This window comes from Lysobacter antibioticus (genome assembly GCF_001442535.1).
GTDB lineage: Bacteria > Pseudomonadota > Gammaproteobacteria > Xanthomonadales > Xanthomonadaceae > Lysobacter > Lysobacter antibioticus.
Map to the genome: position 1 here is coordinate 1,078,832 of NZ_CP013141.1, position 15,044 is coordinate 1,093,875.

General features: G+C 66.1%; 14 protein-coding genes. 9 read left to right on the forward strand and 5 right to left on the reverse strand.

Annotation, left to right across the window (positions count from 1 at the left end; all coding sequences use genetic code 11):
• Nucleotides 1-122: 122 nt before the first annotated feature.
• The 8 genes from GLA29479_RS04530 (at nt 123) to GLA29479_RS04565 (ending at nt 10,652) form a co-directional block, all read left to right on the forward strand.
• The gene (locus GLA29479_RS04530) at nt 123-1,373 is read left to right on the forward strand and encodes an ROK family transcriptional regulator (protein WP_057917967.1); all 1,251 of its coding nucleotides are present in this window, start codon (nt 123-125) and stop codon (nt 1,371-1,373) included.
• A 62-nt stretch (nt 1,374-1,435) separates the two neighbouring features.
• Complete coding sequence (locus GLA29479_RS04535; protein ID WP_057970914.1) at nt 1,436-2,428, forward strand: carbohydrate kinase family protein; 993 nt, start codon at nt 1,436-1,438, stop codon at nt 2,426-2,428.
• A 15-nt stretch (nt 2,429-2,443) separates the two neighbouring features.
• Nucleotides 2,444-3,676, forward strand: a complete 1,233-nt coding sequence (locus tag GLA29479_RS04540; protein WP_057970915.1) for an MFS transporter — start codon at nt 2,444-2,446, stop codon at nt 3,674-3,676.
• A gap of 67 nt (nt 3,677-3,743) precedes the next feature.
• Nucleotides 3,744-6,428, forward strand: a complete 2,685-nt coding sequence (locus tag GLA29479_RS04545) for a TonB-dependent receptor (protein ID WP_057970916.1) — start codon at nt 3,744-3,746, stop codon at nt 6,426-6,428.
• Nucleotides 6,429-6,643: 215 nt separating this feature from the next.
• Entirely contained in the window at nt 6,644-7,033 is a 390-nt protein-coding gene (locus GLA29479_RS04550) for a hypothetical protein (RefSeq protein ID WP_144436353.1), read from the forward strand.
• A 238-nt stretch (nt 7,034-7,271) separates the two neighbouring features.
• Nucleotides 7,272-8,309: a sensor histidine kinase gene (locus tag GLA29479_RS04555; RefSeq protein WP_211265032.1), complete on the forward strand. Its 1,038-nt coding sequence runs from the start codon at nt 7,272-7,274 to the stop codon at nt 8,307-8,309.
• On the forward strand, nt 8,306-9,061 hold the full coding sequence (locus GLA29479_RS04560; RefSeq protein ID WP_057970919.1) for a LytR/AlgR family response regulator transcription factor: 756 nt from the start codon (nt 8,306-8,308) through the stop codon (nt 9,059-9,061). The genes GLA29479_RS04555 and GLA29479_RS04560 overlap by 4 nt, the downstream gene beginning before the upstream one ends.
• 130 nt (nt 9,062-9,191) lie before the next feature.
• Nucleotides 9,192-10,652 (forward strand): serine hydrolase domain-containing protein, encoded by a 1,461-nt coding sequence (locus GLA29479_RS04565; RefSeq protein ID WP_057970920.1) that lies wholly within the window; start codon nt 9,192-9,194, stop codon nt 10,650-10,652.
• Between the two features lie 85 nt (nt 10,653-10,737).
• Here GLA29479_RS04565 and GLA29479_RS04570 read toward each other — a convergent pair whose 3' ends face one another.
• From GLA29479_RS04570 to GLA29479_RS26100, 4 genes are all read right to left on the reverse strand, one after another.
• Entirely contained in the window at nt 10,738-11,265 is a 528-nt protein-coding gene (locus GLA29479_RS04570; RefSeq protein ID WP_425599959.1) for a DUF411 domain-containing protein, read from the reverse strand.
• 11 nt (nt 11,266-11,276) lie between these two features.
• The gene (locus tag GLA29479_RS04575) at nt 11,277-11,807 is read right to left on the reverse strand and encodes a YybH family protein (RefSeq protein ID WP_082638282.1); all 531 of its coding nucleotides are present in this window, start codon (nt 11,805-11,807) and stop codon (nt 11,277-11,279) included.
• The gene (locus tag GLA29479_RS23485; protein WP_082638283.1) at nt 11,791-12,651 is read right to left on the reverse strand and encodes a c-type cytochrome; all 861 of its coding nucleotides are present in this window, start codon (nt 12,649-12,651) and stop codon (nt 11,791-11,793) included. The genes GLA29479_RS04575 and GLA29479_RS23485 overlap by 17 nt, the downstream gene beginning before the upstream one ends.
• A gap of 301 nt (nt 12,652-12,952) precedes the next feature.
• Nucleotides 12,953-13,396 (reverse strand): CopL family metal-binding regulatory protein, encoded by a 444-nt coding sequence (locus GLA29479_RS26100; protein ID WP_144436355.1) that lies wholly within the window; start codon nt 13,394-13,396, stop codon nt 12,953-12,955.
• A gap of 500 nt (nt 13,397-13,896) precedes the next feature.
• Between GLA29479_RS26100 and GLA29479_RS04595 the strand changes: the two genes are divergently transcribed.
• The gene (locus tag GLA29479_RS04595; protein ID WP_057917952.1) at nt 13,897-14,130 is read left to right on the forward strand and encodes a hypothetical protein; all 234 of its coding nucleotides are present in this window, start codon (nt 13,897-13,899) and stop codon (nt 14,128-14,130) included.
• Nucleotides 14,131-14,250: 120 nt separating this feature from the next.
• Here GLA29479_RS04595 and GLA29479_RS04600 read toward each other — a convergent pair whose 3' ends face one another.
• The gene (locus tag GLA29479_RS04600) at nt 14,251-15,042 is read right to left on the reverse strand and encodes a 2,3-dihydro-2,3-dihydroxybenzoate dehydrogenase (protein WP_057970921.1); all 792 of its coding nucleotides are present in this window, start codon (nt 15,040-15,042) and stop codon (nt 14,251-14,253) included.
• Nucleotides 15,043-15,044 lie beyond the last annotated feature (2 nt).

Below are 15,044 nucleotides of genomic sequence, written 5' to 3' on the forward strand. Positions count from 1 at the left end.
ATAGACTGGCCACCGCAACTTAGCCATGTAGTCGGTCGCCGTCAATAAATACTTCACATGGATGTATGAATAATACGCACTCCCCCTCCCCCTCCCCCTACGCTCAAGCGGTTTCAACGCCTATGAATATCGGCCGCGGCGCCACCCAGCAATCCAGCGCCCCCTACAACCGCCGCCTGGTGCTGGATTTCATCCGCCAGCACGGTGCGGCTTCGCGCAAGGACATCCAGGAAAAGGTCTCGCTCAGTCCGCAGACGGTCGCCAACATCACCAATGAGCTGGAATCCATCGGCCTGATCGTCTCGCGCCGGCAAAAGGATCTGAAAACCCGCGGCCAGCCGCCGATCGCCTTCGAGATCAACCCCGACGCCGGCCAGTCGATCGGCATCAGCCTGGAACCGGGCCGCGCCTCGGGCGCGCTGGTGAATCTATTGGGCCAGATCGATGCTCGCTGCGAGGTGCAGCTGCAGGGTTGCGATCGCTCGCAGCTGCTGGCCGGCCTGCTGGAACTGGTGGCCAAGCTGCGCCGGCAAGCCAATGCCCGGCTGTGGGGCATCGGCGTGGCCCTGCCCGGCCCGCTCGGCGACACCGAACTGAGTTTCGTCGGCCCCACCGCGCTGGAGGGCTGGAAGGATCTGTCCATCCTCGATCAATTGCAGGAAGCCACCGGCCTGCCCCTGTTCCACAGCGTCGACAGCGTGGCGGGCGCGCTGGGCGAGACTTTGTACGGGGTCGCCCGGCACCTCGACAACTTCTTCTACCTGCACCTGAGCATGGGTCTGGGCGGCTCGTTGATCGTCGCTCGCAACACCTACCGCGGCGCCGACGGCAACGCCACCGAGATCGGCCACGTGCCGGTCGTCCCCGGCGGCACGCCCTGCTATTGCGGCAATCAGGGCTGCCTGGAGCGATACCTGTCGCTGCATTCGCTGGCCGAGGCGCTGGGCCTGGACGACGGGCAGATCCGTACGTCGGATTTGCTCGACCGGCTGGACGACGCTGCGGACCAACCCCTGCAACAGTGGTGCCAGCAGGCATCGCAACGACTGCGCGATGCCATCTGCATGATCGAGAACATGCTCGACCCCCAGACCATCGTCATCGGCGGGTCGGCGCCGCAGAAGCTGGTGCAGCGCCTGGTCGATCTGGCCCAGCCATGGCACCGCTCGGTGCGCGGCCGCCCTGCCCCGGAATGGCCGCGCGTAATCATTTCCCAGCGCGAAGAGGACTGTTCGTTGCTGGGCGCCGCCGTGCTGCCCATCCATGAGCTGCTCTCGCCGCGCCTGGAAGGCCTGCAAAAAGACGATCTCGGAGAGCTGCAGACGGCCGAGCTGCTGGGTCACCGCCCGGCGGCCGGGGGGCGTCGAATTTAATTATACTTCCACTGGATATTTTTATTGACGGGGCCGAATTGGGGTGGCTATAGTCGCCCCCCATGAAGCTCGATCCGCCACAACTAAGCCCACCCCAATTCAGCATCGTCGGCGATGTCAGCGTGGACCTGGTCCTGGGCACGCTGGACGGCTGGCCCAAGATCGGCACCGAACAATTGTTGCCGCGCAGCGAGCTGCGGGCCGGCGGTTCGGCGGCCAACTCCGCCCTTGCGGCCCGCCACCTCGGGCTGAGCCCGCATCTGATCGGCGCCATCGGCGACGATGACCTGGCCCAGTGGCTGCTGCTGCAGCTGGCGGGTATTCGAGTCGAACTGCAGACCTGCGCCAGCGACACCACCGTATCGGTCGGGCTGATGCATGCCGATGGCGAACGCACCTTCTTCACCAGCTGCGGGCATCTGCAGCATCTGACTCCGGACTTCGTACTCGAACATCTGCCGCAGGCATCCCCCGGCAGCATCGCCCTGTTCACCGCCCCCTTCCTGCTGCCGGGCCTGCGCGAGCACTTCAGCCAGTTGCTGGCCGAGGCCTCGAACCAGGGCTATCAGGTCGCGCTGGATACTGGCTGGCCGCCGGAAGGCTGGACGCCGCAGGTGCACCGGGAAGTCGAAGGCTGGCTGGTCCATTGCGACCATCTGCTGGTCAACGAGTTGGAGGCGATGAGCATCGCCGGCATCCACGACGACAGCGGCGAGGACCTCGAGCTTGCCGTGCAACGCGTCGCCCGCCTGCTCAAGCCCGGCGCCCATCTGATCGTCAAGCTGGGCGCCGCCGGCGCGTTGGGTCACGTCGATGGCCGGAGCATCCGCTACGCCAGCGAAGCGGTTTACGACATCTTCGACACCGTGGGCGCCGGCGACAGCTTCAACACCGGCTATCTGGCGGCACGCCTGAGTCAGGCCCGCACCAACCAGGCCAGCCTGCGCGACGCGCTCGCGGCCGGCTGCCGTACCGCTACTGCGATCCTGCCCCGCTTCCCACGCAAGCGCATCGCCGCCGGCGAGCTCTCCCATTGCCTGCAGCCGCAATCCTGACCCGGAGCCACGACCATGAAGCAGCGGCCGATGATCGTCAGTTACATCCTCCTGATCTGGTTCGCGATCTCCTTCATCACCAATCTGATCGGGCCGCTGATGCCCATCGCCATCCAGGATTTCAAGCTCAGCCTGACCATGGCCGGCTTCATGCCGTTCTCGTTCTTCCTGGCGTATGGCTTGATCTCGATTCCGGGCGGCATCCTGATCGAAGTGCGCGGCACGCGCTTCACTCTGTTTACCGCCTTCGCGCTGAATTTCATCGGCGCCCTGGCCATCGCCGTGATGCCGGGTTACGTCTCGGTCGTGGCCGGGCTGTTCGTCATCGGCTTGGGCATGGCCCTGCTGCAGGTGGTGATCAACCCGCTGATGCGCACGGCCGCCGGCGAGGAGCACTTCGCCTTCTTCTCGGTAATGGCGCAGTTGGTGTTCGGCCTGGCCTCCTTCCTCAGCCCGCTGGTGTTCAGGCTGTACATGCAGCGCCCCGGTGTGGAAGGACAGCCGCTGGCCTGGCTGACGTTCTACTGGTACTTCAGCGCCGCCTTCGTGCTGCTGGCCCTGCTCAACTACAAGTTGCCGCTGCCGGCGGTGGAGCTGAAGGAAGACGAGCGCGCGGGCAGTCGCGAGGCTTATCGCAGCCTGCTGCGACGCCTGGATGTGCGTTTGTATTTCCTGGCGATCGTCGCCTATGTCGGCACCGAGCAATCCCTCGCCAACTGGATGTCGCAGTTCCTGCACAGCTACCACGGCATGTCGGCCACCGAGCAAGGTGCGATTGCCGTCAGCCGCTTCTGGGGCTTGATGTCGCTGGGCTGCCTGGCCGGCCTGGGCCTGCTGAAACTCATCGACTCGAAGTGGGTGCTGGCGATCTTCTCGACGCTCGCCATCGCCTGCCTGGCCTTCGCTCTGTTCGGCCCCGCGAACGTCTCTCTACTGGCCTTCCCCGCCGCGGGCTTTTTCCTGTCGGTGATGTTCTCGGTGATCTTCTCGCTGGGATTGAACTCGGTCCGCCAGCATCACGGCGCATTCTCGGGAATCTTGTGCACCGGCATCCTCGGCGGCGCCATCGTCCCGCTGTTGATCGGCGTCATCGCCGACCACTTGGGCCTGCGCGTGGGCCTGTCGCTGGTCTTCATCCCTCTGCTCTACATCCTCAGCGTCGGTGCCTGGGCCAGGCCACTGGTGCGCAACCAGACCGTGTATTCCGCGAAAAACACGGCCGCCTCGAACACGTCCGCCTCGCCCTGATCGGGCAATCGCACCAACCGCTGCGCGGGTCTGTAGGCCCGAGTCGCCGTACAACCAGGAGCCCAGAATGAAAAAGCATCCCAGCGATGTTCGACCGACCGGCATCGCCGTCGCGGTGGCCGCGGTATTGATCGGCTGCGCAACCGCGCCGGTCATGGCCCAGTCCAGTACGGCCGAGGACGACAAGCAGGTGAACACCGGGCAAGCCGACGCTGGCGAAGCCCGAACCACACTGGAGACCGTGCACGTTTCCGCCACCCGCATCGAATCGGACCTGCTGAAGACGCCGGTGACCGTCACCGCCGTCACCCAGGAAGCCCTGACCCGCGAAGGCATCCGCGACGTACGCGGCCTGTCCGGCAGCATGCCCAATCTGCAGATCGCCTCCGGCCCGGATTCCGGCGTGCAGGTCAGCATCCGCGGCATCGGCGCCAACAACTTCACCGAGATCGGCGACCCGGCCGTTGGCCTGCATGTGGCCGGCCTGTACTCGCCGCGCCCGCAAGGCGCGCTGGCGCTGATGTTCGACGTCGACCAGGTCGAAGTGCTGCGCGGCCCGCAGGGCACGCTGTTCGGCCGCAACTCCACCGGCGGCAGCATCAACATCATTCCGGCCAAGCCGCGCTTCGATTCCAGCTTCGGCAGCACCGAGCTCGAAGTGGGCAGCTATAACCTGCGCCAGCTCAACCTGATCCAGAACATCGCGGTGAACGACCGCTTCGCCCTGCGCCTGTCCGCCACCAAGGTCGAGCGCGACGGCTGGATCGACCAGCAGCAGGACTTCACCGACGTAAATATCCCCGAGCGCGGGTTCATCGCCGACGGCATCCCGGACGTGGACCAACGCCGCAACGTCAAGGTCGGGCGCGACGAGTATTACTACAACCGCGACGAATGGGCGGTCCGCCTGGCTGCTCGCTTCGCTATCACCGATAACGTCGAGTGGCTGCTGGCCTACGAGAAATTCCAGAACTCCGGCGCCGGCCAAGTGGGGCTGAAAGACTGCAAACAAGCGGCCGGCACCCGCTTCGCCTGCCAGGGCGGTAAGTGGGACGTGAAAATCAACGTGCCCGGCAAGACCGACATGTCGATCGATACGGTGCGCTCCAACCTCAACTGGTTCCTCAGCGACAGCAACAGCATCGAATACAGCGTGGCCTTCGCCACGCAGAAGCGCTCGCAGATCGCCGACGACGATGGCGGCTACCACGAGATCCCCTCGCAGGTGACCGCCACCTTGCCGGTACCACCGACAGGCGACTGGGGGGTGTGGCCGGTGCGCGACAACACCTCCATCACCCTGGACTCGAAGTACAAGTCGTTCGTGCATGAACTGCAGTTCAAGCATCAGGGCGAACGCCTGAAGCTGGTGTCGGGCCTGTTCTGGATGCACGAGAAGAACTCGATCGACTATGCCCAGGAAATGCTGGTCAACGCGCCGTTCGGCTACCCGATCAGCCAGTTCTATCATCAGCCCAACCGTCAGATCGACGCCAAGGCGATCTTCTCCCAGGCCGACTGGCGCTTCGCTCCGACCTGGACGGCAACCCTGGGCGCACGCTACAGCCGCGACGAAAAGACCGACCGCGGCGGCCAGGTGTACGGCGGTTGGGATGCCGAATCGACGGCCTATTACAACGGCCTGTACAACCCGGGCACGCCCGGTGAACCGGGCTTTCGTCCCCACAACGGCCGCGACCTGAGCGAGCGAATGGGTCCGTTCGGCGGTATCGATGCCTACAAGCTGTGGGGGCCGCCGGCGGAGAACGAGCACTCCGAATCCTGGCGCAAGGTCACCTGGCGCTTGGGTCTGACCAAGGACCTGTCCGATGACGAGATCCTGTTTACCTCGCTGTCGACCGGCTACAAGGCCGGCGGCTTCGGCGACAAGGACGATGCCTGCGGCGGCAAAGTCTGCATCGATGGCCCGCCCGGCCCGCAGTACACCTTCTTCCCGTACGAGCCGGAAACCGTCACCAATTTTGAAATCGGCTACAAGGGCCTGCTGCTGGACAAGCGCCTGAGCCTGTCGGTCACCGCCTTCTACAGCCGCTACAAGGACATGCAGGTGACCGGCGACTTCTTCGCCGCCAAGGTGCACGTCAACGAACCCTGCCCGGACTGGGACCCGACCTGCGACGTGATCAAGAAGTGGCAGACCGTCAACGTCGGCACGGTCAACATCCCGGGCCTGGAAGTGGAAGTGGACTACCTGCCCACGCCCAACACCCGTATTGGCGGCTTCTTCTCGTACATCGACAGCAAGATCAAGGACTACCCCACCTTCAGCGACGAATGGAACTGCGGCGTGCGCGAAGAGTTTGGCGCAGTGCCTTGCCCGGAGCCCTACAGCGGCCCCGCCCCCACCCTGGCCGGCCGCCAGATCTACGACATCACCGGCCATCACCTGCCGATGACTCCGAAATTCACCGCCGGCGTCAACGTCTCCCACACCTTCAAGTTCGGCAATGGCTATGAGCTGGTGCCCTGGCTCAGCCTGAAGTGGCAGGACAAGATGTACTTTACCTTGCGCAACCTCGACAACGCGCACGTCTCCGACGCGCAAGAGGCCTATACGACGGTCGATGCCAGCCTGAGTCTGCAGTCGCCGTCGTTCTGGCGCGCCGAGCTGTATGTGCTCAACGCCACCGACAAGATGACCAAGAACTGGGCCGACGACGCTGGCGGCTTCATCCGCGGTTACTGGAACGACCCGCGTACGGTCGGCCTGCGTGTCCGCTTCGACTATTGAAGCGGTCATCGCTGCGGGCAAAGCCCCTCTCCCCTCGCGGGAGAGGGGCTGGACGCAACCGCTTGGGGCATGAACACGGCCCAGCTTCGCTCGTCTCGCTATCGGGCCCTCCCTGCGGGGGCAGCATGGTCGAGCGCCTTGCAAAAGAGCGGACCTGGCTTCCGTCACGGCCTCGGGGACCGGCTATCCTGCCTGCCTAGCCAGGGGGAAGCGTCATGGACGAGAACACACGCACCGTCAGGAAAGACGAAGATCGAGGGCCGTGGGGCTGGATGAGCACCGGGCTCGCCATCCTGATCTTCACCGGCGTCGTTGCCGCCGCAGGCGCAGCAGCCTTCCAGATCGGCAAGCAACAGACCGCCGCGAACGACAAGAAACGCAACGAAGCGGCCGCCCGGGCCATCGCCCAACAGCAGCAGATACAACTGCGGATGGCGAACGTCATCGCCGAGCGCGACACCTTGCGCGAGCGAGTGCTGCAGTTGGAAACCGAGCTCTTGGCCGAACGCAGCGCACAACCACAGGAAAAAAGCTCACTGCGCTGCATCAACGGCGAACTGGTCGTTCGCAAGGGCAACACCTGGTCATCGGCCGGCGACTGCTGACCCGGTGTCCGAGCCCTCGTCCGCCTGAGGACGGACACCGCCATAACGCATCCAGCCACCGGTTCGGCGCATGGCCGCGCTGCCGCGCTAGCCAAACGCCGCCGGATCGGATGCAATCCGGCCGAGCCACGACAGCCCAGGACCCATGACCGCGTCGACCGAAGCTCGCCCCAAGCCAGACTCAAGCCCAAGTTCAGGCCCCCTGCCCCGCACCGAACCGCCGTTCTGGCTGCCGTTGTTGGCCGGCTTGCCCTTGGGGCTGGGGCTGCTGTTGATGGCGGTGCCGTTGCTGGACCATGGCGCGGCGACGGCGTCGCGCACGCTGTATCTGTTGGCGCTGGCGCTGTGGATGCTGCCGCTGACGGCCTTGCAACGCAGTCTGTGGCGTCGCGGCGTGGCCGGTTGGGCCATGGCCGCGGTGTTGCTGCCGGCGAGCTACGCCATGGTGGTCGCGACGAAGGCCCTGAGCGTCTTGATGATCGCCTGCAGCAAGGGAGCCTCGCTCGACGGCTTCAACTGGGGGCTGATCTTCCGCGGTCTCGAGGGCGCTTGGCTGGCCTTGGTGGCCTACTGCGCCATCCATGCGGTGTCGGTGTATTACGTGGAATTGCAACGGGCCCAGGCGCGCCATCTGCAGTCGCAGACGCTGATCCGCGACGCCGAACTGCGCGCGCTGCGTTATCAACTGCAGCCGCATTTCCTCTTCAACACTCTCAATGCCATCTCCGCCCTCGTGGCCGAGGAGCGCAATCGCGAAGCGCAGCAGATGTTGGCCTGCCTGGGCGATTTCCTGCGCGCCACGCTCGACGGCGCGCACGGGCACGAAGTCGGCCTGGCCGATGAAGTCGCCCTCACCGAGGCCTATCTGGATATCGAAAAAGCGCGCTTGGGTTCGCGCCTGCTGGTGAAGTGGGAGCTCGGCCCCGGCCTGCTGACCGCGCAGGTGCCTTATCTGTTGTTGCAGCCTCTGGTCGAGAATGCGATCCGCCATGGCATCGCCGCGCGCACCGCGCCGGGGCGGCTCGACATCCATATCGGCGAAGAGGCCGGCCGACTGCGCGTACAGGTGAGTAACGATCTGTGCGCAGAGCAAGGCCGTGGCCCCGACGACGGTAGCGCCGCGCGGGCAGAGCCCGTCGGCCTGGGCAATATCGGCGCACGGCTGGCCAACCTGTATCCCGGTGACCATCAATTGAGTGCCGGCATCGGCGCCGATGGGCGTTATCGCGTGGACCTGTCGTTTCCCTTGCGCCTGCGTACGGAGACAACCGCATGATGCGCGTGGCGGTGGTCGACGATGAGCCCCTGGCGCGCAGCGGCGTGATCGCGCGGCTCGCCAGTTGTAGCGATGTGATGGTGGACGGCGAATACGCCGATGGCCCCTCGGCGCTGATCGGGCTCGAACAGCGCAGGCCCGACCTGGTGTTCATCGACGTGCAGATGCCGGGCATGACCGGTCTGGAAGTGTTGGCCGCGCTGCCGCCGACGTGCCGGCCGTTGGCGATCCTGCTGACCGCATACGACAGTTTCGCGGTGCAGGCCTTCGCGCTCAACGCGGTGGATTACCTGCTCAAGCCGGTCGACGAGCTGCGTTTCGCCGAGGCGCTCGAACGCGCGCGCCGCTTGCTCGCCTGGCATGCCGGCGGCACGGCCGCGCAAACGCCGGGCGGCGCCGTGGCGGAACCCGCTTGGCCGACGCGTTTTTCGGTACGGGTCGGGCGGCGTTCGTTATTCGTGGCCACCGCCGACATCGATTGGATCGAGGCCGATGGCGACTACGCCAGTCTGCATGCCGACGGTCGCGTGTATCTGTTGCGCGAGTCCTTGCATCATCTCGCCACCCGCCTCGACCCGGCCTGCTTCGTACGCATCCACCGTTCGACCATCGTGCGCGTGGATCGGATCGCCGAACTGCAGGCCCAGACCAATCGCGATGCGATGCTGCGTCTGCACGACGGCACCCCGCTGCGGGTAAGCCGCACGTATATCGATACGCTGTTGGCGCGGCTGCACGGCGCGAGTTCGTAAACCTGCCGTGATGCGGCGCGGACCCGGTCCGCACCGACTCGGCGCAGGCCGTGCACGACTGGCCGCAGCAGACGATCCAGTCCCGAATCGCGCGACTAGAGTAGCGTCACCGCTCCAGGAGCACCGCTGCATGTCGCGCACTCGAACACTCCGTTTAGCCCCTCGCCTGCGCGCTTCGCTGGCGCTGAGTCTGGCCATCGCGCCCTGGCATACCGCGCTCGCGGCCGACAGCTGCGCCGCCGCGTCGAATTCGCCCGAAGCCAAGACCTCGCAACTGATACTCGATGCGCTGATCGCCACCAACGGCGTACCCGGCATGGGCGCGGCGGTCTGGCGCGACGGCGAGGTCGTGTGGACCGGTTGCAGCGGCTTGCGCGACATCGCCGCAAAGCTGCCGGTCGAGCGCGATACCGTGTTCCGCCTGGCCAGCGTGTCCAAGCCGTTGGCGATCACCGCCGCGGCGAAGCTCGCCGAACAAGGCCGGCTCGATCTGGATGCGCCCGTCTCCGGCATGCTGCCGTGGCTGCGCAACGACTGGCAGCCGATCAGCGTGCGGCAGCTGTCGGCGCATATCTCGGGCATGCCGCATTACCAGCTCGGAGACAGAAACGCCGGCCAGCGTCACTATGCGACCGGCCGCGACGCGGTCGGCATCTTCTCCGAGCGCAAGCTGTTGTCGGTGCCAGGCACGACCTACCGATACTCGTCCTGGGGCTATACCTTGATCGGCGCGGTGATCGAAGCCCGCTCCGGCCGACATTACCTGGACTATCTCGCCGAACAGATCACCCCGGGCCTCGCCATCCAGGCCGATACCGACGGGCTCGGCAAGAACGTGTCGCGCCTGTACAAGATCGGCGACGGCGCCCCGCGCCCTGCCCCGCCGAACGATTTCAGCTACACCTGGCCCGGCGGCGGCATGGCCGGCACGCCCGAGGCATTGGCTCGGTTCGGCGGGCGCCTGCTGCAAGGCCGCATCGTTTCGCCGAAGACGTGGCAGGCGATGTTGCAGCCGACCCTTTACGCCAACGGCCTACCGGTGCGCGAACGCGACTACGGCCTCGGCCTGGGTTGGCGCATCGGCAGGGACGAGGACGGCGCGGGCATCGCTCATCACGCGGGCACCACCGACGGCGCCCGCAGCGCTCTGGTGCTGTGGCCGCAGCAGGGTCTCGCCGCCAGCGTCCTGTCGAACGCCCAATGGGTCTCGGCAATCGACAAGACTGCGATGATGTTGGCGGCGCCGCACCGTCCGCGGCCGCAAGGCCTGGTGCCCCGGCCCTGCCCGCTCGCGGCGACGCGTTATCGCGGCAGCCTCGGCGAACGCCGCTTCGACGGCGAGCTCAGCTTCCGTCTCGTCGACGGGCGTTGCATCGGCCAACTGAGCGCGGCCAATTCGCTCGGCAGCTACTTCGATGCGGCCGAAGCCTGGCCCGATCGCAAACTGCAGGTGATCGCGCTCGACCGCGACGGCCAATTGACCCGCGCCGCCCTGGTCGCGCCGACCGGGCTGTACGACTTGCGCGCGGCGGCGGCGGGCGGTTGGTCGGCGCGCTTCAGCGACGAACTCAGTCTGGAACTGCGGCTCTGACACCGCAGCTAGAGCCGACGCTCACGGGATACGACGATGACGGCCCGGCCTGCCGTCATCGCCATCAGACCGGACTGTCGCCGCTCTACGGCGCAGCTTCGCCGTCATGCTGGCTGAAGGCCTGCGTGCTGCCATCCATCAGGACGAGTTCCACCGTAAAGGGCGATACGCTGTCATCGGGCAGTTCCATCCCCGGCGAGCCCGCGGGCATGCCCGCAAGCACCAGGCCGCGAGCCCGGGGGCGTTCGACCAGCAGACGATGGATGTCCTGCACCGGCACATGCCCCTCGATCACGTAGCCATCGATCTCGGCGGTGTGGCACGAACCCTTGCCATGCGGAACCCCGAGCCGTTGCTTGATCGGGTTGAGATCGTCCTCGTCGCGCGCCTCGACCTGGAAGCCGGCTTTGCGCAGATGCTCGACCCACAGATGGCAACAACCGCAGGCCGGGTCTTTGTGCACTAGTACCGGCGGCAATGCCACGGGGCTCATTTCGGCCGACACGACAGAGGTGCCGGCCGTCGCGCTATCGGGCGAGCGTGCGCAGGCACTCAAGGCCAGGCCGAGTCCCATGGCCAGCCACAGTCCGGCTTGATGCTTGTTCATTCGCATGACGGCGCTCCTTAGCGTTTGGGCCGCGAAGACCAGTGAACATGCACGATTCGCCAGCCTGACTGCGTTCGCTTTAGCACCATCGTTTCGGTGCTCAGCAAGATCGTGGGCTTTTCATCCGCGCTGGAATGCACTTCGTTCTCGGTGCCCACCCAGGCCAGATCGCCTTCGGCGCGGGCGGTGCGGCGCAGCACTCGAACGCGTGCCGTTTTCAGGAATGCGGCATCGTGCGCAGCATGCCCGCCCAGGTACTGCTCGCGGGAATGCTCGGCGCCGCCGCTTTCCAGAATCAGCACCTCGTTCGCCAGCAACGAGCCCGCCTGCGCCAGGTCTCCTGATTGGAGGGCCGAAGAGAAGCGCTCGACCGTTTCGAGCGCAGGCTTCGCTGCCGCCGGGACATCGCTGTTTGCCGGCGGTGTGTGCTTGCCCTCGTGGGCCAGTGCCGGCAACGCGAACAGTGCGGCCGCACAGAAACAGGTCAGAAAGCGCAAAGGCATCGATTTATTCTCCCGAGTGAGTGAACGGTCAGTGTTGGTGGCCATGGCCAGCGTCGCGGGCCGGATCGGCGTCGGTCTTGGGTTTCGCTGCAGGCATGGCCATGTCCGCATGGGGATCGGCGGCCCGTAGGGGGGCCGGCGGTTTCGGCTCGGGCGGTTTTACCGTAGCCGCGTGGAGGTGCTGCATACCATCTGCGTGGGTATGGCGGGTTCCGTCTTCCGAAGTCATGCCCTGCTTCGCTCCTGTCGCCCCGCCCTTACCGCTCTGCTGGACATGCGCTTGTTCATGCGCGGGCTCACCGCTTTCCTGCTGGCTGTCGTGCTGGCCGGGAGCATGTCCGTGCCCGCCGGTTTCTCCACCGCCGTGCGAGTGCCCGCCGCTGCTGGCGACCCAGGCCTCGTACTTCGCTCGGTCGAGCTTCGGCAATTTTTGCAGGAACGCGGCCATGTTCCAGATGTATTCGTCTTGCATGCTCTTGCCCCAGGCCGGCATGCCGCTGGCCTTGATGCCGTGCTTGATCACCCAGAACGCCTCGGCGGCGGACACCATTTTCCGGGTCAGGTCCGGCGGTGTCGGATACAGGCCTTTGCTCAGTTCGGTCGGCTCGCTGCCTGGCGCAAGATGACAGCCCGCGCACATCGCGGCGTAGTTGCCGGCTCCCTGTCGGATGCGCGCCTCATCGTCGAGACCGGGAGGCGGTTGCAATTCGCTAGCTCGTGCGGAGATCGAGCGAGCGCGGGCGGTTTCCAATAATGCGTAGACCGCAGGAGTATGCGGATCGTCGGCGGCGACGTTGTAGACGCCGGAGTACACGGTAACCGTACCGGCGACGGCGAGCAGGCCGATCGCGACTGCCGCCGCGAGCATGGAGGTGTGAATGGTCTTCATGGAGTCTCTCTTGAATGCTGTGCGAACGCGCGGGCGTCCTGGCGAACTCGTGGCGCAGTCGGATGCAGCCTCGGCGCTAGGACCTGGCCGAGGCGAGGCGCAGGATCGCCGGTCCGTCGCGCGAGGCCGGCAAAGCCGGCGCGCAACGGAAACCGCGATCCGCCGGCGCGGCCGCCGAAGGAATCGAATGGCAGAGCGAGTTCTGGCTGCGCCAGGAATGCCCGCGGGAAAGAGCGGGATCGTCGTGCTCGGCGGAGACCGCGTCCACGACGGCAAGCGCCTTTGCGGCGCCGGCGAACGTTCAGACGATGGGAGGTCGAATCAGATGCGGGAGCGCCGGTGCGGGGTGACCCAAGCTCATCGCCCGGATCGACGGATCGCGAGCGATCACCACCGTGGGCTGCGCGACGGCCGGCACCGCGAACGCGCAGCTCTGCGTGCATGCGCAACCGCATGCGGAGGATTCGCAACAATCGGGCTCGGGATCGGCGCAACCATCCGGAGGCGGCCCGGAAGCATCGTCTACACCCGCTGCCTTTCCTGCATGAGCCGCGTGGTGCTCCAGGCAGGGTGAAGCGCCCTGCTCAGCTATCGCCGTAACGGACGACGAAGCGGGTGGCATGGCCATTGCGCCCAACATGCGTATCGACGCGTTCGCCGTCCCTATCCCGTTGAGGATAAGGACCACGCTCAGCAGCAAACGCAGCGCGACGGCGGAAACGGACATGACGGCACGATACCTCATTCGGGCTTCGGCGAAACAGGCCCCGCCTGGATGGCGATCCTGCGCGGTCGACTAGTGACCAGCAAGGCCTATCAAGCATCCGGCGATCGCCTCGGTCGGCTCCGATCGACTGCCATCGAATATGCAAGCGCCGCATTGATGCCCTGCGCATGCCGCATGACGGCGACATGACCGACACGCGAACCCGCGTAAGCCATTGATCGCGCGCCGAACATAAACCGTAAGGTTCCCGGCAGGTGAATCCGGGTGCAAGCGTGGAGGCTCCATCCTGCCGCCGGCCAGGACGACGCCGGCCAGGACTCGATGCTTTGACCGGCGCCCGGGCCGTGCCTGTCCGTGCAAGCCATTGATTGCATTGGCCGCTCGAACCGTAAGGTTCCCGGCAGGTGAATCCGGGCGCAAGCGTGGATGCTCCGTCCTGCCGCCGGCCAGGACGACGCCGGCGCGGCTCGCCGGCATCGGATGCGAGCGAGAGTCGTCTGCACAGTGAGGACAAGATCATGGCCACCATCACCTTCGCCGGTTACGGCGTCTGGAACAACACCAACGACGTCACCAGCAAAGTCACCCAGCAGTACGCCAACGGAGAGCGCAAGTTCATCGCCAACAACGGCGACTACGGCGATCCGTCACCGGGTGACCGCAAGTATCTGTACATCGTGTGGAGCTTCAACGGCAGCACCAACAGCGGTGTGGTCGGCGAGAACGACGATCGCGGCATCATCGTGCCCTGATCGCCGACGCGCGGGGTCATCCCCGCGTATTTCGAGCGATGCGCCGGTTCGAGTCCGGACCGGCGCGATTCGGGCAACGGTACCGACCTGCCCTGCGATCGCCAGCCTTGCGCAGCGCGCTCAGGCGTCGAGCGTGGCGCCGCCGTCGACGCGCAGGTCGTGCAAGGTGATATGGCGCGCCCGGTCCGACAGCAAGAAGCAGACCGCCTCGGCGACATCGTCGGGGTCGGCGATACGCCCCAGCGGAATCCCCAGGCGAAAGCGATCGGCGGCGCCATGGAGAATCTCGCGGCGTGCCGCTTCGTCGCGCACGAAGGCGCGTTGCATCGCGGTATCGGTCGAGCCCGGCGAGACGATGTTGCAACGCACGCCTTTCGGCGCCAGCTCCAGTGCCAGGCAACGCAGATACTGCGTGGCCGCGGCCTTCGAGGCCGCATAAGCCGACATGCCGAAACGCGGGGCCGAGGCGGCGTTGGAGCCGACCAGGACGATGCTGCCGCGGCCGCGGGCGACCATCCTGCGCGCCACCGCTCGTGTGGTCGCGAACACGCCGCGGGCATTGACCGCCATGCAAGCCTCCCAATCTTCCGGATCGAGGTCGAGTGATTCGCCGACGCGCAAGATGCCGGCGACATGCGCCAGGTGTTCGATCGCGCCGAAGCCGGCTTCGACCTCCGCGACCGCCGCATCGACCGCGGCGACATCGGCGAGGTCCAGGACGATCGCATGGACCTGCGCGCCCTCGCGGCGCAACCCTTCGGCTACGGCCTGGAGCAGGTCGGCGTCGCGATCGACCAGGGCCACTCGCGCGCCCTCCCCCGCCAGACGCCGCGCGGTCGCCGCGCCGATGCCTTGCGCGGCGCCGGTCACCAGCACGGTGCGGCCGGCGAACTCGCCGGGCTTGAGTACCACAG

Excerpts from the sequence above, each read along its gene's own strand:
- GLA29479_RS04535 (WP_057970914.1), top strand. The coding sequence starts at position 1,436 with ATGAAGCTCGATCCGCCACAACTAAGCCCACCCCAATTCAGCATCGTC.
- GLA29479_RS26100 (WP_144436355.1), bottom strand. The coding sequence starts at position 13,396 with ATGAGGTATCGTGCCGTCATGTCCGTTTCCGCCGTCGCGCTGCGTTTG.
- GLA29479_RS04595 (WP_057917952.1), top strand. The coding sequence starts at position 13,897 with ATGGCCACCATCACCTTCGCCGGTTACGGCGTCTGGAACAACACCAAC.
- GLA29479_RS04560 (WP_057970919.1), top strand. The coding sequence starts at position 8,306 with ATGATGCGCGTGGCGGTGGTCGACGATGAGCCCCTGGCGCGCAGCGGC.
- GLA29479_RS04530 (WP_057917967.1), top strand. The coding sequence starts at position 123 with ATGAATATCGGCCGCGGCGCCACCCAGCAATCCAGCGCCCCCTACAAC.
- GLA29479_RS04565 (WP_057970920.1), top strand. The coding sequence starts at position 9,192 with ATGTCGCGCACTCGAACACTCCGTTTAGCCCCTCGCCTGCGCGCTTCG.
- GLA29479_RS04575 (WP_082638282.1), bottom strand. The coding sequence starts at position 11,807 with ATGGCCACCAACACTGACCGTTCACTCACTCGGGAGAATAAATCGATG.
- GLA29479_RS04550 (WP_144436353.1), top strand. The coding sequence starts at position 6,644 with ATGGACGAGAACACACGCACCGTCAGGAAAGACGAAGATCGAGGGCCG.
- GLA29479_RS23485 (WP_082638283.1), bottom strand. The coding sequence starts at position 12,651 with ATGAAGACCATTCACACCTCCATGCTCGCGGCGGCAGTCGCGATCGGC.
- GLA29479_RS04540 (WP_057970915.1), top strand. The coding sequence starts at position 2,444 with ATGAAGCAGCGGCCGATGATCGTCAGTTACATCCTCCTGATCTGGTTC.
- GLA29479_RS04570 (WP_425599959.1), bottom strand. The coding sequence starts at position 11,265 with ATGCGAATGAACAAGCATCAAGCCGGACTGTGGCTGGCCATGGGACTC.
- GLA29479_RS04545 (WP_057970916.1), top strand. The coding sequence starts at position 3,744 with ATGAAAAAGCATCCCAGCGATGTTCGACCGACCGGCATCGCCGTCGCG.